Below are 17,005 nucleotides of genomic sequence, written 5' to 3' on the forward strand. Positions count from 1 at the left end.
GCATGGAAGAGGCCAATGCGGTCCTCGAGAAGCTCGGCTTCCCGTGCATCATCCGTCCGTCCTTCACCATGGGCGGCACCGGTGGCGGTATCGCTTACAACCGTGAAGAGTTCGAAGAAATCTGCGCCCGTGGTCTGGACCTGTCGCCGACCAAAGAGCTGCTGATCGATGAATCGCTGATCGGCTGGAAAGAATACGAAATGGAGGTTGTCCGCGATAAGAAGGACAACTGCATCATCGTCTGCTCCATCGAAAACTTCGACCCGATGGGCGTGCACACCGGTGACTCGATCACCGTGGCTCCGGCACAGACCCTGACCGACAAGGAATACCAGATCCTGCGTAACGCCTCCCTGGCGGTACTGCGCGAGATCGGCGTGGAAACCGGCGGTTCCAACGTTCAGTTTGGTATCTGCCCGAACACCGGCCGCATGGTCGTGATCGAGATGAACCCACGGGTATCCCGTTCGTCGGCACTGGCCTCGAAAGCCACCGGTTTCCCGATCGCCAAGGTCGCGGCCAAGCTGGCAGTGGGTTACACCCTCGACGAACTGTCGAACGACATCACCGGTGGCAAGACCCCGGCGTCCTTCGAGCCGTCCATCGACTACGTCGTCACCAAATTGCCGCGTTTTGCCTTCGAGAAATTCCCGAAAGCCGACGCCCGCCTGACCACTCAAATGAAGTCGGTCGGTGAAGTCATGGCCATCGGCCGTACCTTCCAGGAATCCCTGCAGAAAGCCCTGCGCGGCCTGGAAGTCGGTGTTTGCGGTCTGGACGAGAAGGTTGATCTGGCCAACCCGGAAAGCATGAGCGTACTCAAGCGCGAGCTGACCGTACCGGGTGCCGAGCGTATCTGGTACGTGGCGGACGCGATGCGCGCCGGCATGAGCGTTGAAGACATCTTCGGCATGACCATGATCGATCCTTGGTTCCTGGTGCAGATGGAAGACCTGATCAAGGAAGAAGAGAAGGTCAAGACCCTGGGTCTGACCAGCATCGACCGCGATCTGATGTTCCGCCTCAAGCGCAAAGGCTTCTCCGATATGCGCCTGGCCAAGTTGCTGGGTGTGACCGAGAAGAGCCTGCGCGCTCACCGTCACAAGCTGGAGATCTTCCCGGTCTACAAGCGCGTCGACACCTGCGCTGCCGAGTTCGCCACCGACACCGCGTACCTCTACTCGACGTACGAAGAAGAATGCGAAGCCGCGCCATCGGGTCGCGACAAGATCATGATCCTGGGTGGTGGTCCTAACCGCATCGGCCAGGGTATCGAGTTCGACTACTGCTGTGTACATGCGGCTCTGGCACTGCGCGATGACGGTTACGAAACCATCATGGTCAACTGCAACCCGGAAACCGTTTCCACCGACTACGACACTTCCGATCGCCTGTACTTCGAACCAGTGACCCTGGAAGACGTGCTGGAAATCGTCCGCGTCGAGAAGCCAAAAGGCGTGATCGTCCAGTACGGTGGCCAGACCCCGCTGAAACTGGCGCGTGCCCTGGAAGCCGCCGGCGTGCCGATCATCGGCACCAGCCCTGACGCCATCGACCGTGCCGAAGACCGTGAGCGTTTCCAGCAGATGGTCCAGCGCCTGAACCTGCGTCAGCCGCCAAACGCCACCGTGCGCAGCGAAGACGAAGCGATTCGTGCCGCCAGCAAGATCGGTTACCCGCTGGTGGTGCGTCCGTCCTATGTACTGGGCGGCCGTGCGATGGAAATCGTCTACGAAGAAGAAGAACTCAAGCGCTACCTGCGCGAAGCGGTTCAAGTGTCCAACGACAGCCCGGTGCTGCTGGACCACTTCCTCAACTGCGCCATCGAAATGGACGTGGATGCGGTCTGCGACGGCAAGGACGTGGTAATCGGCGCGATCATGCAGCACATCGAGCAGGCTGGTGTTCACTCCGGTGACTCCGCGTGCTCGCTGCCGCCGTACTCGCTGCCTGCGCACATCCAGGACGAGATGCGCGAACAGGTCAAGAAAATGGCCCTGGAGCTGGGCGTGGTCGGCCTGATGAACGTTCAGTTGGCGCTGCAAGGCGACGACATCTACGTCATCGAAGTCAACCCGCGCGCTTCCCGTACCGTACCGTTCGTGTCCAAGTGCATCGGTGTTTCCCTGGCAATGATCGCGGCTCGCGTCATGGCGGGTAAGACCTTGAAGGAAATCGGCTTCACCAAGGAAATCATCCCGAACTTCTACAGCGTGAAAGAGGCGGTGTTCCCGTTCGCCAAATTCCCTGGCGTTGACCCGATCCTCGGCCCAGAGATGAAGTCCACCGGTGAAGTGATGGGCGTGGGCGACACCTTCGGTGAAGCGTTCGCCAAGGCCCAGATGGGTGCCAGCGAAGTGTTGCCGACTGGCGGTACTGCGTTCATCAGCGTACGTGACGACGACAAGCCACTGGTTGCGGGCGTGGCCCGTGATCTGATCAACTTGGGCTTCGAAGTGGTTGCCACTGCCGGTACTGCCAAGCTGATCGAGGCTGCAGGCCTGAAAGTGCGCCGTGTGAACAAGGTGACCGAGGGTCGTCCACACGTGGTCGACATGATCAAGAATGACGAAGTCACCCTGATCATCAACACCACCGAAGGTCGTCAGTCGATCGCTGATTCGTACTCCATTCGTCGTAATGCCCTGCAGCACAAGATTTACTGCACCACCACCATTGCTGCTGGCGAAGCCATCTGTGAAGCGCTGAAGTTCGGTCCCGAGAAGACCGTGCGCCGCTTGCAGGATCTACACGCAGGATTGAAGGCATGAGCATAACGAAGTACCCAATGACCGTTCAGGGCGCTCGCGCCCTGGAAGAAGAGCACACTCACCTGACCAAGGTCGTTCGTCCGAAGCTCAGCCAGGACATCGGTACGGCCCGCGAGTTGGGTGACTTGAAGGAAAACGCCGAATACCACGCTGCCCGCGAGCAGCAGGGTATGGTCGAGGCGCGGATCCGTGACATCGAGGGCCGGATTCAGAATCAGGTCATCATTGATGTCACGACCATTCCTCATACTGGCAAAGTGATTTTCGGCACCACTGTTGAAATCGCCAACGTCGAAACTGACGAGCGCGTCACCTATCACATCGTTGGTGAGGATGAGGCTGACTTCAAATTGGGCAAAATCTCTGTTGGTTCGCCACTGGCCCGCGCCTTGATTGCCAAGGAAGAGGGTGATGTGGTCGCCGTGAAAACGCCTGGCGGCGTTATCGAGTACGAGATCGTCGAAGTTCGCCACATCTGAAGGCCGGCGCCCGTTTCGTACGGGCGCCATGCTTTGGCAGCTGACCCGGATGTTGTAGGTCGGCGGCTTGTGGCTGTTGCAAACTGGTCTGTTGCCGGTGCTGGGTCGAATGGGCCTGGCACCGCTGCTGATCGACGAAATTGCAGTCATGCTGAAGGCGCCGATGGCGGGACTTGCCGCAGCGTGCGTGATTTTTCAGGCTTTGGTGCTGATTAAGGCCGAGGGCCCTGTCAGTCTATGGCGGGATTTTCGYGGGTGGAGCGGCAGGGTGCGCGAAGCACACCCTTGACCCTTGCCATCACTTGAAGCGATGGACGTTCGACAGTTGCTTGTTGACGCTGAAGTTCTTGCGGTAGATCAGTGCCATCTTGCCGATGACCTGAACCAGATCCGCTTTGCCGACCTTGCAGAGCTCTGCAATGGACGCCAGGCGCGATTCGCGATCGAGGATGTTGAGCTTGATCTTGATCAGCTCGTGATCCGCCAAAGCGCGTTCGAGTTCGGCTAACACACCTTCAGTCAAACCATTGTCTGCCACAATCAATACTGGTTTCAGATGATGGCCAATGGATTTGTACTGTTTCTTCTGCTCTTGAGTGAGCGGCATAATCTGACCCCTGCGTCTGATCTTGTAAAAAGCGGCGGCCAGTTTACCCGAGCGAGTCCGGGACCGCCCAGTTAATCACGACCCGTTTTATTTCCGAGGTATCCCGTGGCCCGTTCCAAGACAAGCCTTAACTGGCTGAAAGAACATTTCAACGACCCATTCGTCAAAATGGCACAAAAAGACGGGTACCGCTCCCGCGCCAGCTACAAACTGCTGGAGATCCAGGAAAAGGATCGTCTGATCCGTCCGGGCATGAGCGTAATCGACCTTGGTGCGGCCCCCGGTGGGTGGTCCCAGGTGACCAGTCGTCTGATTGGTGGGCAGGGGACACTGATCGCTTCTGACATTCTGGAAATGGACAGCATTCCGGACGTGACCTTCATTCAGGGCGACTTTACCGAGGATGCCGTGCTGGCTCAGATCCTCGAGGCCGTCGGAAATAAAGACGTAGACCTTGTGATTTCCGACATGGCCCCCAATATGAGTGGATTACCGGCCGTGGACATGCCGCGAGCGATGTTCCTGTGCGAGTTGGCACTGGATCTTTCGACGCGGGTGCTCAAGCCCGGTGGTGATTTTTTGATCAAAATCTTCCAGGGCGAAGGCTTCGACGAGTTCCACAAGAGCGTTCGCCAGCAGTTCGAGAAGGTGCAGATGCGCAAGCCGACCTCGTCGCGCGACCGTTCTCGCGAGCAGTACCTGCTGGGCCGCGGTTTCCGCGGACGCAGTGAGGGTTGAGTGAATTTTTGATCGGGGCGATAGGATTTTTGTATTACGCCTTGTCAGAATTAGCGAATATTGTGTAGGAAGTGTTTCACAAAGGGTTACAGACGACGCCTGCCAAGTCGTAGGTAATGTAGTAAGTTAGGCCGGTGAATATCATGCGAAGCGCGCGTCAGTAGCGGAGCTTGCTTCAGAGGGTAGTTAATTGAACGATATGGCAAAGAATCTGATCCTGTGGTTGATCATCGCGGCTGTCCTGGTGACGGTGATGAACAACTTCTCCAGCCCTAACGAGCCACAGACCCTCAACTATTCCGACTTCATCCAGCAGGTCAAGGATGGCAAGGTCGAACGCGTGGCGGTTGATGGCTACGTGATTACCGGCAAGCGCAACGATGGCGACAGCTTCAAGACCATTCGCCCGGCGATCCAGGACAACGGCCTGATCGGCGACCTGGTGGATAACCACGTCGTGGTCGAAGGCAAGCAGCCTGAACAGCAAAGCATCTGGACTCAGCTTCTGGTTGCCAGCTTCCCGATCCTCGTGATTATCGCCGTGTTCATGTTCTTCATGCGGCAGATGCAGGGCGGTGCCGGTGGCAAGGGCGGGCCGATGAGCTTCGGTAAAAGCAAGGCGCGTCTGCTCTCCGAGGATCAGGTGAAAACAACCCTGGCTGACGTTGCCGGTTGCGACGAAGCCAAGGAAGAAGTCGGTGAGCTGGTCGAGTTCCTGCGCGATCCGGGCAAGTTCCAGCGCCTGGGTGGCCGCATTCCTCGCGGCGTGCTGATGGTCGGTCCTCCGGGTACCGGTAAAACCTTGCTGGCCAAGGCCATCGCCGGCGAAGCCAAAGTACCGTTCTTCACCATTTCCGGTTCCGACTTCGTCGAAATGTTCGTCGGTGTTGGTGCCAGCCGTGTTCGCGATATGTTCGAACAGGCCAAGAAACACGCTCCATGCATCATCTTCATCGACGAAATCGATGCGGTCGGTCGCCATCGTGGTGCTGGCATGGGTGGTGGTCACGACGAGCGCGAGCAGACTCTCAACCAATYGCTGGTGGAGATGGATGGCTTTGAAATGAATGACGGCATCATCGTGATCGCCGCAACCAACCGTCCTGATGTACTGGATCCTGCGTTGCTGCGTCCAGGCCGTTTCGACCGTCAGGTTGTGGTCGGTCTGCCGGACATCCGTGGTCGCGAACAGATTCTCAAGGTTCACATGCGCAAAGTGCCGATGGGCGACGACGTTGCCCCGGCCGTGATCGCTCGTGGTACTCCAGGGTTCTCTGGTGCTGACTTGGCCAACCTGGTGAACGAGGCATCGTTGTTCGCTGCCCGGRCCGGCAAGCGCATCGTCGAGATGAAAGAATTCGAACTGGCGAAAGACAAGATCATGATGGGCGCCGAGCGCAAATCCATGGTCATGTCCGAGAAGGAAAAACAGAACACGGCTTATCACGAAGCGGGCCACGCCATCGTGGGTCGTGTCGTGCCTGAGCATGATCCGGTGTACAAGGTGTCGATCATTCCGCGCGGTCGTGCGCTGGGTGTGACCATGTTCCTGCCGGAAGAAGATCGTTACAGCCTGTCCAAGCGTGCGTTGATCAGCCAGATCTGCTCGCTGTACGGCGGTCGTATCGCTGAAGAAATGACTCTGGGCTTCGATGGCGTGACCACCGGTGCTTCCAACGACATCATGCGCGCCAGCCAGATTGCGCGGAACATGGTGACCAAGTGGGGACTTTCGGAGAAACTCGGGCCGTTGATGTATGCCGAAGAAGAGGGTGAAGTGTTCCTTGGGCGCGGCGGTGGCGGTCAGAATGCAAGCTTCTCTGGTGATACAGCCAAGCTGATCGACTCTGAAGTACGCAGCATCATCGATCAGTGCTACGGCACGGCGAAGCAGATCCTCACGGACAACCGTGACAAGCTCGATGCGATGGCCGATGCCTTGATGAAGTACGAAACGATCGATGCCGAGCAGATCGACGACATCATGGCGGGGCGTACACCTCGCGAGCCACGCGACTGGTCGGGTGGCACGGGTACTTCCGGCACCCCTCCGGTGGTGCAGGATGAGCGTCCGGAAACACCGATCGGCGGTCCTGCTGCTGACGTATAAGGTTTGAAATGACTTCTGTTCAGTCCTCGACCCGGTTGCCTTGCGGCAACCGGGTTCTTGATTTGGCCCAGACACATGTCATGGGTATTCTCAATGTCACTCCTGATTCTTTCTCCGATGGTGGCCAATACAGCCAGCTCGACGCGGCAATGCGTCACGCCGAAGCCATGGTGGCGGCCGGCGCGACGTTGATCGATGTCGGCGGCGAGTCCACCCGTCCTGGTGCCAGGGCGGTGTCGCCACTGGAGGAGCTGGAGCGCGTAGCGCCCATTGTCGAGCGCATCAGCCGCGAGCTGGACGTCATCATCTCGGTCGACACCTCCACGCCAGCGGTCATGCGTGAAACCGCGCGCCTGGGTGCCGGGTTGATCAATGATGTGCGTTCGTTGCGTCGCGATGGCGCCCTGGATGCAGCGGCGGCCACCGGGCTACCGGTTTGCCTGATGCATATGCTGGGAGAACCGGGCGATATGCAGGACAATCCGCAGTACCAGGACATTACGAAAGAAGTGGGTGGGTTTCTCGCCGAGCGCATGCATCAGTGTTCATTGGCGGGTATTCCAGCCGAACGGATCATTCTTGATCCGGGCTTTGGCTTCGCCAAAACCTTGCAGCACAACCTGAGCTTGTTCAAACATATGCAAGCCCTGCATGCCTTGGGGCGGCCCCTGTTGGTCGGGGTTTCGCGAAAGAGCATGATTGGCCAGGCGTTGAATCGTCCGGTGGGGGACCGATTGTATGGTGGTTTGGCGCTTGCGGCGCTGGCATCGACGAAAGGTGCGCGTATATTGCGCGTCCATGATGTAGCCGAAACAATGGATGTGGTGCGGATGATTGCCGCAGTGGAATCAGCCGAATAAGAATGATGGAGCACTTATGAGCAAAAAATATTTTGGCACCGATGGTATTCGTGGGCGTGTCGGTGAATACCCGATCACTCCTGATTTCATGCTCAAGCTCGGCTGGGCTGCAGGTATGGCGTTCCGCAAGATGGGCACCTGCAAGGTATTGGTAGGCAAGGACACCCGGATCTCCGGCTACATGTTTGAATCGGCACTTGAAGCCGGGCTGACGTCGGCAGGTGCTGATGTGATGCTTCTGGGGCCTATGCCGACCCCGGCCATTGCCTATCTGACGCGCACCTTTCATGCCGAAGCTGGCATCGTGATCAGTGCGTCGCACAATCCGCATGATGACAATGGCATCAAGTTCTTCTCCGGCAAAGGCACCAAGCTGCCGGATGAAGTCGAGCATATGATCGAAGAGTTGCTCGACACTCCAATGACTGTGGTGGAGTCGAGCAAGATCGGCAAAGTGTCGCGAATCAATGACGCGTCGGGTCGGTATATCGAATTCTGCAAGAGCAGTGTGCCGACCGGTACCAGCTTTACCGGCCTCAAGATTGTGATCGACTGCGCCCATGGTGCGACCTATAAAGTGGCGCCGAGTGTGTTTCGTGAGTTGGGTGCCGAAGTCGTGGTCTTGTCCGCGCAGCCCATTGGTTTGAATATCAATGACAACTGCGGCTCGACCCATATGGGGCAACTGCAGGCCGCTGTGCTGGCTGAGCACGCCGATCTGGGTATCGCCTTCGATGGTGATGGTGACCGGGTGTTGATGGTGGATCACACGGGGGCCATCGTCGATGGTGATGAGTTGCTGTTCATCATTGCTCGCGACCTGCATGAGCGAGACAAGCTGCAAGGTGGTGTAGTCGGTACGCTGATGAGCAACCTGGGATTGGAGTTGGCCTTGGCCGACCTGGCGATTCCATTTGTTCGCGCCAATGTTGGTGATCGTTATGTGATTGCTGATCTGCTGGAGCGCAACTGGCTGGTCGGTGGCGAAAATTCGGGTCATATCGTTTGCTTCAATTACACCACCACTGGTGATGCGATTATCGCCGCGTTGCAGGTGCTGAAGGCGTTGAAAGCCCGTGCGCAAGGTTTGGCTGAAGCGCGTCAGGCGCTGCGCAAATGCCCTCAGGTGCTGATCAACGTTCGCTTCGGCGGCGGCGCAAACCCTCTCGACCATCCGTCGGTCAAGGAGGCCAGCGAGCGTGTGACCAAGGCGATGGCGGGTCGGGGGCGTGTGCTGTTGCGCAAGTCCGGAACCGAACCACTGGTGCGTGTGATGGTCGAAGGCGAGGACGAAACGCAGGTTCGTAGCTATGCCGAAGAGCTGGCAAAACTGGTTACTGAAGTTTCTGCCTGAATTCGGCTTGCCAGCCATGATTGTGTTGGGTAACATCTGCGCCCACTTTGACCGACGAGGTACAGCATGCGTCGCCCTATGGTAGCTGGTAACTGGAAGATGCACGGTACCCGCGCCAGCGTCGCTGAGCTGATCAACGGCCTTCGTGACTTGGCCTTGCCGAGCGATGTTGATGTCGCGGTATTCCCGCCTTGCCTGCATATCAATCAAGTGATTGATGGCCTGGAAGGAAAGTCGATTTCGGTCGGCGCGCAGAATTCTGCGGTGGAATCCGGGCAAGGTGCGTTGACCGGTGAAGTTGCACCGAGTCAGTTGGTGGATGCAGGTTGTTCCCTGGTGCTTGTCGGGCACTCCGAGCGCCGCCAGATTATGGGCGAGCAGGACGCAATGCTGATCCGCAAGTTCGCAGCGGCACAGGCATGTGGCTTGATTCCGGTGTTGTGCATAGGGGAAACCCTTGAGCAGCGTGAAGCCGGAAAGACTCTTGAGGTTGTCTCGCATCAGCTGGGCAGTATCATTGAGGAGCTGGGTGTCGGTGCCTTTGCCAAGGCAGTGATCGCTTACGAGCCGGTCTGGGCCATTGGCACCGGGCTGACTGCAACGCCACAACAGGCGCAGGATGTGCACGCAGCCATTCGCGCCCAGTTGGCGGCAGAGAATTCTGAGGTCGCACAAGGTGTGCGGCTTCTATACGGCGGCAGCGTGAAGGCGGCCAATGCGGTCGAACTGTTCGGCATGCCGGATATCGATGGGGGTCTCATTGGTGGGGCTTCCCTGAATGCAGATGAGTTCGGTGCGATTTGTCGCGCCGCGGGAAACTGAAAAAATGCTGGAAACAGTCGTAGTCGTTTTTCATCTGCTGGGTGCATTGGGCGTAGTAGCTCTGGTTTTGCTGCAGCAGGGTAAAGGTGCGGATGCTGGCGCGTCTTTCGGAGCAGGTGCTTCAAATACTGTGTTCGGAAGCCAAGGTTCCTCTACCTTTCTTAGTAAGTTTACTGCTATACTTGCCGCAGGTTTTTTCATAACCAGCTTGGGGTTAGGTTACTTTGCTAAAGAGAAGGCTCACCAGCTGACTCAAGTAGGTCTCCCAAATCCAGCGGTACTGGAAGTTCCAAAGCAACAACCGGCTTCTGATGATGTCCCGGTGCTTCAAGAGCAAAAGTCGGCTACTCCAGCGACTGACGTGCCTCCAGCTCAAGAGCAGAAGTAAGAAGGGTTTCAAACGTAGTATTGCCGAGGTGGTGGAATTGGTAGACACGCAACCTTGAGGTGGTTGTGCCCATAGGGTGTAGGGGTTCGAGTCCCCTTCTCGGTACCAATTAGTCAGGAGAGCCCGCTGTTGCGGGCTTTCTTGCAGGTGGAAGGTTACATTGACCCTGTAGGGGATCGGTCGTATACTTCCGCCCCAGCTTTGTCGCGGGGTGGAGCAGTCTGGTAGCTCGTCGGGCTCATAACCCGAAGGTCGTCGGTTCAAATCCGGCCCCCGCAACCAGTTTAAGGAGCCCCTTTTAAGGGGCTTTTTGTTAGCTGGACACTTTCAACGCCGCTGTTCGACGGCGTTTCAAGGATGGGCGTTTCGCCCATTTTTTTATTTTGCATAGCATGCACATACATGCACTAGGGGGTTCAGGTGTCGAGCAAGCTAGAAGAGTTGCAGGCCTTGCTGGCCCCGGTGGTCGTGGCCCTAGGCTATGAATGCTGGGGTATCGAGTTTTCGGCTCAGGGTCGTCACTCGATGTTGCGCGTTTATATCGATAAAGAAGGCGGCGTGCTGGTGGACGATTGCGCCATCGTCAGCCGTCAGATCAGCGGTGTGCTGGATGTTGAAGATCCAATTTCCGTTGAATACACCCTTGAAGTTTCCTCGCCTGGCATGGAACGCCCGCTGTTCACTCTTGAGCAGTTTGCAAAATTTGCCKGTGAACAAGTGAAGATCAAGCTGCGCTCGCCTTTTGAAGGACGACGCAACTTTCAGGGCCTTCTGCGCGGCGTAGAAGAGCAGGATGTCGTGGTGCAGGTAGAAGACCACGAGTTCCTGTTGCCGATCGATATGATCGACAAGGCCAACATTATTCCCAGTTTTGACTGAGGCGTGCCAGATACTGCGGATCCCGCGGATCCAATGGCTTGCGAAAGGCGAGGCGTACGATGAGCAAAGAAGTACTGCTGGTTGTTGAGTCGGTATCCAATGAAAAGGGCGTACCGGCAAACGTTATTTTTGAAGCGCTGGAGCTGGCTCTGGCCACTGCTACCAAAAAGCGTTTCGAAGACGAAGTTGATCTGCGTGTGGAAATCAATCGCCACACGGGTGCATACGAGACATTCCGTCGCTGGACGGTCGTCGAAGAAGCAGACCTGGACGATCCGGCCATCGAAACCTGGCCGAGCAAGGTTGCCGAAACGCATCCTGGCGCCAAGGTCGGTGATGTCGTAGAAGAGAAAATCGAGTCCATCGAGTTCGGCCGCATCGCTGCACAGACTGCCAAGCAAGTCATTGTGCAGAAAGTTCGCGAAGCCGAGCGCGCTCAGGTGGTTGACGCTTATCGCGAGCGCCTGGGTGAAATCATCTCCGGCACCGTGAAAAAAGTCACCCGCGACAACGTGATCGTTGATCTGGGCAACAACGCTGAAGCGTTGCTGGCTCGTGAAGACATCATTTCTCGCGAAACTTTCCGGGTTGGCGTGCGTCTGCGTGCGCTGCTCAAGGAAATCCGCACCGAGAACCGCGGCCCGCAGTTGATCCTGTCGCGCACCGCGCCGGAAATGCTGATCGAGTTGTTCCGCATCGAAGTGCCGGAAATTGCCGAAGGCCTGATCGAAGTGATGGCTGCGTCCCGTGATCCGGGTTCGCGTGCCAAGATCGCCGTTCGCTCCAAGGACAAACGCATCGACCCGCAGGGCGCTTGCATCGGTATGCGCGGTTCGCGCGTCCAGGCAGTGTCGGGTGAGTTGGGCGGTGAGCGTGTTGACATCGTTCTGTGGGACGACAACCCGGCTCAGTTCGTGATCAACGCCATGTCCCCGGCCGAGGTTGCGGCAATTATCGTTGACGAAGATGCCCATGCAATGGACATCGCCGTTGGCGCAGACAATCTGGCTCAGGCCATCGGTCGCGGTGGTCAGAACGTGCGTCTGGCTAGCCAGTTGACTGGCTGGACCCTGAACGTGATGACCGAATCGGACATCCAGGCTAAACAGCAAGCGGAAACCGGCGATATCCTGCGCAACTTCATCGACGAGCTGGAAGTCGACGAAGATCTGGCGCAGGTGCTGGTGGACGAAGGCTTTACCAGCCTGGAAGAGATTGCCTACGTACCGTTGGAAGAAATGCTCAACATCGACGGCTTTGACGAAGACACCGTCAACGAGCTTCGCGCTCGGGCCAAGGATCGCTTGTTGACTAAAGCCATCGCTACTGAGGAAAAGCTGGCAGACGCCCATCCGGCCGAAGACCTGCTCTCGCTTGAGGGTATGGACAAGGATTTGGCGATGGAACTGGCGGTGCGCGGCGTAATTACCCGCGAAGACCTGGCCGAGCAGTCTATTGACGACCTGCTCGACATCGACGGCATTGACGATGATCGTGCCGGCAAGTTGATCATGGCCGCCCGAGCCCACTGGTTCGAGTAATTAGGCGCGGCCTGAGGAGAGAAGTGCATGACGCAAGTCACGGTGAAACAACTGGCCGATGAGGTCAAAACACCGGTAGAGCGCCTGTTGCAGCAGATGCGTGAGGCAGGTCTGCCGCACACCGCCGCCGAAGAAAGTGTGACTGACAGTGAGAAGCAATCGTTGCTGACTCACTTGAAAAGCAGCCACAAGGCGAAAGTGGAAGAACCACGCAAAATTACGCTGCAGCGTAAAACCACCAGCACCCTGCGGGTTGCTGGCAGCAAAAGCATCAGCGTTGAAGTACGCAAGAAGAAAGTCTTCGTACAGCGCAGCCCGGAAGAAATCGAAGCCGAGCGCAAGCGTGAACTGGATGAACGTCGCGCAGTAGAAAATGCTGCTCGTCAGAAGGCTGAAGAAGAAGCCAAGCGCCGCGCCGAAGAAGAAGCGCGTCGCCAGCCTGCTGCTGCGCCGACCGCTCAAGCCGTACCTGTTGCAGCGCCTGCTGTGGTGGCCGAGCCAGTTCGCGAAAGCGCACCGGTTGTGGCAGCCGCTCCAGCTCCTGCGGTCGATGCCCGCAAGCGTGACGAACAGCGTCGTCCGGACAAGCCACGTGCCGACGACAACAATCGTCGCGGTAGCGGCGATGGCGAGCGCAAAAACGCTCCGCATCGTGCTTCGGTCAAGGAAAAGGCGCCTGCTCCGCGCGTTGCCCCACGTACTACCGACGAAGAAAGCGATGGCTTCCGCCGTGGTGGTCGCGGCAAGGCCAAGCTGAAGAAGCGCAACGCCCACGGTTTCCAGAGCCCGACCGGCCCTGTCGTGCGCGAAGTGAAGATCGGCGAAACCATCACTGTTGGCGATCTCGCCCAGCAGATGTCGGTGAAGGCTGCTGAAATCATCAAGTTCATGTTCAAACTGGGTACTCCAGCGACCATCAACCAGGTACTGGATCAGGAAACTGCCCAACTGGTTGCCGAAGAGCTGGGCCACAAAGTGACCCTGGTCAGCGACACCGCCCTGGAAGATTCCCTGGCCGAGTCCCTGAAGTTTGAAGGCGAGGCAGTTTCCCGTGCACCAGTCGTGACCGTAATGGGCCACGTTGACCACGGTAAGACTTCCCTGCTCGACTACATCCGTCGTGCCAAGGTTGCTGCTGGCGAAGCCGGTGGTATCACCCAGCACATCGGTGCTTACCACGTTGAAACCGACCGTGGCATGGTGACGTTCCTCGATACCCCTGGTCACGCTGCGTTTACCGCAATGCGTGCCCGTGGTGCCAAGGCGACCGACATCGTGATCCTGGTGGTTGCAGCGGACGACGGCGTGATGCCGCAGACCATTGAAGCTGTTCAGCATGCCAAGGCTGCGGGTGTTCCGCTGGTCGTGGCGGTGAACAAGATCGACAAGCCGGGCGCCGATCTCGATCGCATCCGTAGCGAGCTGTCGGTACACGGCGTGACGTCGGAAGAGTGGGGTGGTGACACGCCGTTCGTACCGGTCTCGGCGAAGATGGGTACTGGCGTCGACGAATTGCTCGAAGCGGTACTGCTGCAAGCCGAAGTCCTGGAATTGACTGCAACTCCGTCGGCTCCTGGCCGTGGCGTCGTGGTTGAATCCCGTCTCGACAAGGGCCGTGGCCCGGTGGCTACCGTTCTGGTTCAAGACGGTACCCTGCGTCAGGGCGACATGGTCCTGGTCGGTTCGAACTATGGCCGTGTACGTGCCATGCTCGACGAGAACGGCAAGCCAATCAAGGAAGCCGGTCCGGCCATCCCTGTCGAGATCCTCGGCCTGGACGGTACCCCGGACGCTGGCGACGAGATGAGCGTGGTTGCCGACGAGAAGAAAGCCCGTGAAGTGGCTCTGTTCCGTCAAGGCAAGTTCCKCGAAGTCAAACTGGCTCGCGCTCACGCCGGCAAGCTGGAAAACATCTTCGAAAACATGGGCCAGGAAGAGAAGAAGACGCTCAACATCGTCCTCAAATCTGACGTCCGTGGTTCGCTCGAAGCGTTGAACGGTGCCTTGAACGGCCTGGGTAACGACGAAGTGCAAGTGCGTGTGGTCGGTGGCGGCGTCGGTGGTATCACCGAATCCGATGCCAACCTGGCACTGGCCTCCAACGCTGTACTGTTCGGCTTCAACGTGCGTGCCGATGCCGGCGCGCGCAAGATCGTCGAGCAGGAAGGTCTGGATATGCGTTACTACAACGTGATCTACGACATCATCGAAGACGTCAAGAAAGCCCTGACCGGTATGCTCGGCAGCGATGTTCGCGAGAACATTCTGGGCATCGCCGAAGTGCGTGACGTGTTCCGTTCGCCGAAGTTTGGCGCGATCGCCGGTTGCATGGTTATCGAAGGTGTTGTGCACCGTAACCGTCCGATCCGTGTACTGCGTGAAGACATCGTTATCTTCGAAGGCGAGCTGGAATCCCTGCGCCGCTTCAAGGATGACGCTTCCGAAGTACGTGCCGGCATGGAATGCGGTATCGGCGTGAAGAGCTACAACGACGTCAAGGTCGGTGACAAGATCGAAGTCTTCGAGAAGGTGCAGGTTGCTCGCAGCCTCTAATTCGCGCACTTCAAGAGCCGTGACGGGCCGCCGCATGCAAGTGCGCAGTTCGTCACCCGGACTCTAAACGCAACGCCCGGTCTGGCTTCTGTCAGGCCGGGCGTTTGCCGCTTTCAGACCACACGGGTTTCACCGTGGGGCAGTTACAGGTAACAAGACATGGCAAAAGAATATAGCCGTACCCAACGTATCGGCGATCAGATGCAGCGCGAGCTGGCACAACTGATCCGTCGTGAAGTCAAAGACCCGCGCGTCGGCCTGGTCACCATTACCGCGGTGGAAGTCAGCCGTGACGTCGGTCACGCCAAGATTTTCATCACCGTGATGGGCCAGGACAGCGCTGAAGAAATTGCCCAAAGCATCAAGGTGCTGAACTCTGCCGCCGGTTTCCTGCGCATGCAGTTGGCTCGCGAGATGAAGCTGCGTAGCGTTCCTCAGTTGCACTTCCACTACGACGAAAGCGTCGTACGCGGTGCGCATCTGTCGGCCCTGATCGAGCGCGCAGTGGCTGAAGACAATCAGCATCCGGTTGCGGCAGAAGCCGAAGACACCAAGGAGTAATCGGTGGCTCAGGTCAAACGTATCCGTCGTAACGTCAGCGGCATCATCCTGCTCGACAAGCCGCTGGGGTTCACCTCCAACGCGGCCTTGCAGAAGGTTCGCTGGTTGCTGAACGCCGAAAAGGCAGGTCATACCGGCAGTCTCGATCCCCTGGCCACCGGCGTGTTGCCGCTGTGTTTTGGTGAGGCGACCAAGTTCTCGCAATACCTGCTCGATTCCGACAAGGGTTATGAAACCCTGGCGCAACTGGGCAAGACCACCACCACGGCGGATGCCGAAGGTGAGGTTTTGCAGGAGCGCCCGGTGACCGTTGGTCGCACCGATATCGAGGCTGTACTGCCGAAATTTCGTGGGCAAATCAGTCAGATACCGCCGATGTACTCGGCGCTCAAGCGTGATGGCCAGCCGCTGTACAAGTTGGCTCGTGCAGGCGAAGTAGTGGAGCGCGAACCGCGTTCTGTTACTATTACGCGCTTGGAATTGCTGGCCTTCGAAGGTGATACTGCGCGGCTGGCGGTGGATTGCACTAAAGGCACCTATATCCGCACCCTGGTGGAGGATATTGGTGAGCAACTCGGTTGTGGCGCTTACGTTGCAGAACTGCGACGTACCCAGGCCGGGCCATTCACCCTGGCGCAGACGGTTACCCTCGAAGAGCTGGAAGCAGTACATGCCGAAGGCGGCAACGAAGCGGTCGATCGCTTCCTGATGCCATCGGACAGCGGCCTGCTGGATTGGCCACTGTTGCAGTTCTCGGAAGCGAGCGCGTTCTACTGGCTCAACGGCCAGCCGGTACGTGCCCCGGATGCTCCGAAGTTCGGCATGGTGCGGGTACAGGATCACAATGGTCGCTTCATCGGTATCGGTGAAGTGAGCGAAGACGGGCGCATCGCGCCGCGTCGTTTGATTCGGTCAGAGTGACCGAAACCAGTCTGTGTAACAGCAGGCTGGCGAGGGTGGCTGTCAACAGGCACGGTCACTACTCATTTTTAGATACAGGGATTTGTCCCTGGCCTGTTGAAACTGTTTTTCTGAAACGGTTTCCTGATAAAAGGATTGCCTCATGGCTCTCGACGTTCAAGAAAAAGCTCAAATCGTAGCTGACTACCAGCAAGCTGTTGGTGACACTGGTTCGCCAGAAGTGCAAGTTGCACTGCTGACCGCCAACATCAACAAACTGCAAGGTCACTTCAAGGCCAACGGTAAAGACCACCACTCCCGTCGTGGTCTGATCCGCATGGTTAACCAGCGTCGTAAGCTGCTGGACTACCTGAAAGGCAAGGACGTGAGCCGTTACAGCGCTCTGATCGCTCGCCTGGGTCTGCGTCGCTAATAAGCGATT

15 protein-coding genes, 2 tRNA genes and 1 pseudogene are annotated in these 17,005 nt (G+C 57.8%); 17 read left to right on the forward strand and 1 reads right to left on the reverse strand.

Translation table 11 applies throughout. The features are described from left to right. The 3 genes and pseudogenes from carB to ACXRVY_RS02580 form a co-directional block, all read left to right on the forward strand. Nucleotides 1-2,771: carbamoyl-phosphate synthase large subunit (gene carB, locus ACXRVY_RS02570; protein WP_458236995.1), on the forward strand; the 2,771-nt coding region annotated here is incomplete at its 5' end. A gap of 2 nt (nucleotides 2,772-2,773) precedes the next feature. Then, nucleotides 2,774-3,250 (forward strand): transcription elongation factor GreA, encoded by a 477-nt coding sequence (gene greA / locus ACXRVY_RS02575; RefSeq protein ID WP_034148383.1) that lies wholly within the window; start codon nucleotides 2,774-2,776, stop codon nucleotides 3,248-3,250. Nucleotides 3,251-3,278: 28 nt separating this feature from the next. After that, a pseudogene (locus tag ACXRVY_RS02580) lies at nucleotides 3,279-3,506 on the forward strand (MFS transporter); the annotation flags it as partial. A gap of 42 nt (nucleotides 3,507-3,548) precedes the next feature. Here ACXRVY_RS02580 and ACXRVY_RS02585 read toward each other — a convergent pair. Beyond that, on the reverse strand, nucleotides 3,549-3,857 hold the full coding sequence (locus ACXRVY_RS02585) for a YhbY family RNA-binding protein (protein WP_007942889.1): 309 nt from the start codon (nucleotides 3,855-3,857) through the stop codon (nucleotides 3,549-3,551). Nucleotides 3,858-3,962: 105 nt separating this feature from the next. Here ACXRVY_RS02585 and rlmE point away from each other — a divergent pair, with 105 nt between their 5' ends. The 14 genes from rlmE (at nucleotide 3,963) to rpsO (ending at nucleotide 16,996) form a co-directional block, all read left to right on the forward strand. Next, a complete protein-coding gene (gene rlmE, locus ACXRVY_RS02590; RefSeq protein ID WP_223458588.1) occupies nucleotides 3,963-4,595 on the forward strand; it encodes a 23S rRNA (uridine(2552)-2'-O)-methyltransferase RlmE in 633 nt (210 codons plus the stop codon). A 199-nt stretch (nucleotides 4,596-4,794) separates the two neighbouring features. Then, on the forward strand, nucleotides 4,795-6,705 hold the full coding sequence (gene ftsH / locus ACXRVY_RS02595; RefSeq protein WP_458237003.1) for an ATP-dependent zinc metalloprotease FtsH: 1,911 nt from the start codon (nucleotides 4,795-4,797) through the stop codon (nucleotides 6,703-6,705). A gap of 8 nt (nucleotides 6,706-6,713) precedes the next feature. Then, a complete protein-coding gene (gene folP / locus ACXRVY_RS02600; RefSeq protein WP_223458590.1) occupies nucleotides 6,714-7,565 on the forward strand; it encodes a dihydropteroate synthase in 852 nt (283 codons plus the stop codon). Nucleotides 7,566-7,581: 16 nt separating this feature from the next. Continuing rightward, the gene (gene glmM, locus ACXRVY_RS02605; protein WP_458236996.1) at nucleotides 7,582-8,919 is read left to right on the forward strand and encodes a phosphoglucosamine mutase; all 1,338 of its coding nucleotides are present in this window, start codon (nucleotides 7,582-7,584) and stop codon (nucleotides 8,917-8,919) included. A gap of 66 nt (nucleotides 8,920-8,985) precedes the next feature. After that, entirely contained in the window at nucleotides 8,986-9,741 is a 756-nt protein-coding gene (gene tpiA / locus ACXRVY_RS02610; protein WP_223458595.1) for a triose-phosphate isomerase, read from the forward strand. Between the two features lie 4 nt (nucleotides 9,742-9,745). Beyond that, on the forward strand, nucleotides 9,746-10,129 hold the full coding sequence (secG, locus tag ACXRVY_RS02615) for a preprotein translocase subunit SecG (protein WP_017336473.1): 384 nt from the start codon (nucleotides 9,746-9,748) through the stop codon (nucleotides 10,127-10,129). Nucleotides 10,130-10,151: 22 nt separating this feature from the next. Next, nucleotides 10,152-10,237, forward strand: a tRNA-Leu gene (locus ACXRVY_RS02620). 97 nt (nucleotides 10,238-10,334) lie between these two features. After that, nucleotides 10,335-10,411: transfer RNA gene (locus ACXRVY_RS02625), tRNA-Met, on the forward strand. Between the two features lie 138 nt (nucleotides 10,412-10,549). Then, the gene (gene rimP / locus ACXRVY_RS02630) at nucleotides 10,550-11,008 is read left to right on the forward strand and encodes a ribosome maturation factor RimP (protein WP_458236997.1); all 459 of its coding nucleotides are present in this window, start codon (nucleotides 10,550-10,552) and stop codon (nucleotides 11,006-11,008) included. Between the two features lie 59 nt (nucleotides 11,009-11,067). Further along, complete coding sequence (gene nusA / locus ACXRVY_RS02635) at nucleotides 11,068-12,549, forward strand: transcription termination factor NusA (protein WP_008057419.1); 1,482 nt, start codon at nucleotides 11,068-11,070, stop codon at nucleotides 12,547-12,549. Between the two features lie 27 nt (nucleotides 12,550-12,576). After that, entirely contained in the window at nucleotides 12,577-15,102 is a 2,526-nt protein-coding gene (gene infB, locus ACXRVY_RS02640; RefSeq protein ID WP_458236998.1) for a translation initiation factor IF-2, read from the forward strand. A gap of 159 nt (nucleotides 15,103-15,261) precedes the next feature. Next, nucleotides 15,262-15,663 carry a 30S ribosome-binding factor RbfA gene (rbfA, locus tag ACXRVY_RS02645; RefSeq protein WP_007973108.1) on the forward strand — a complete coding sequence of 134 codons (402 nt, stop codon included), beginning with the start codon at nucleotides 15,262-15,264 and terminating at the stop codon, nucleotides 15,661-15,663. Between the two features lie 3 nt (nucleotides 15,664-15,666). Then, nucleotides 15,667-16,584, forward strand: a complete 918-nt coding sequence (gene truB / locus ACXRVY_RS02650) for a tRNA pseudouridine(55) synthase TruB (protein WP_108218143.1) — start codon at nucleotides 15,667-15,669, stop codon at nucleotides 16,582-16,584. Between the two features lie 142 nt (nucleotides 16,585-16,726). Then, complete coding sequence (gene rpsO / locus ACXRVY_RS02655; protein ID WP_011332409.1) at nucleotides 16,727-16,996, forward strand: 30S ribosomal protein S15; 270 nt, start codon at nucleotides 16,727-16,729, stop codon at nucleotides 16,994-16,996. Nucleotides 16,997-17,005 lie beyond the last annotated feature (9 nt).

This window comes from Pseudomonas sp. P5_A2_2 (assembly GCF_054177685.1).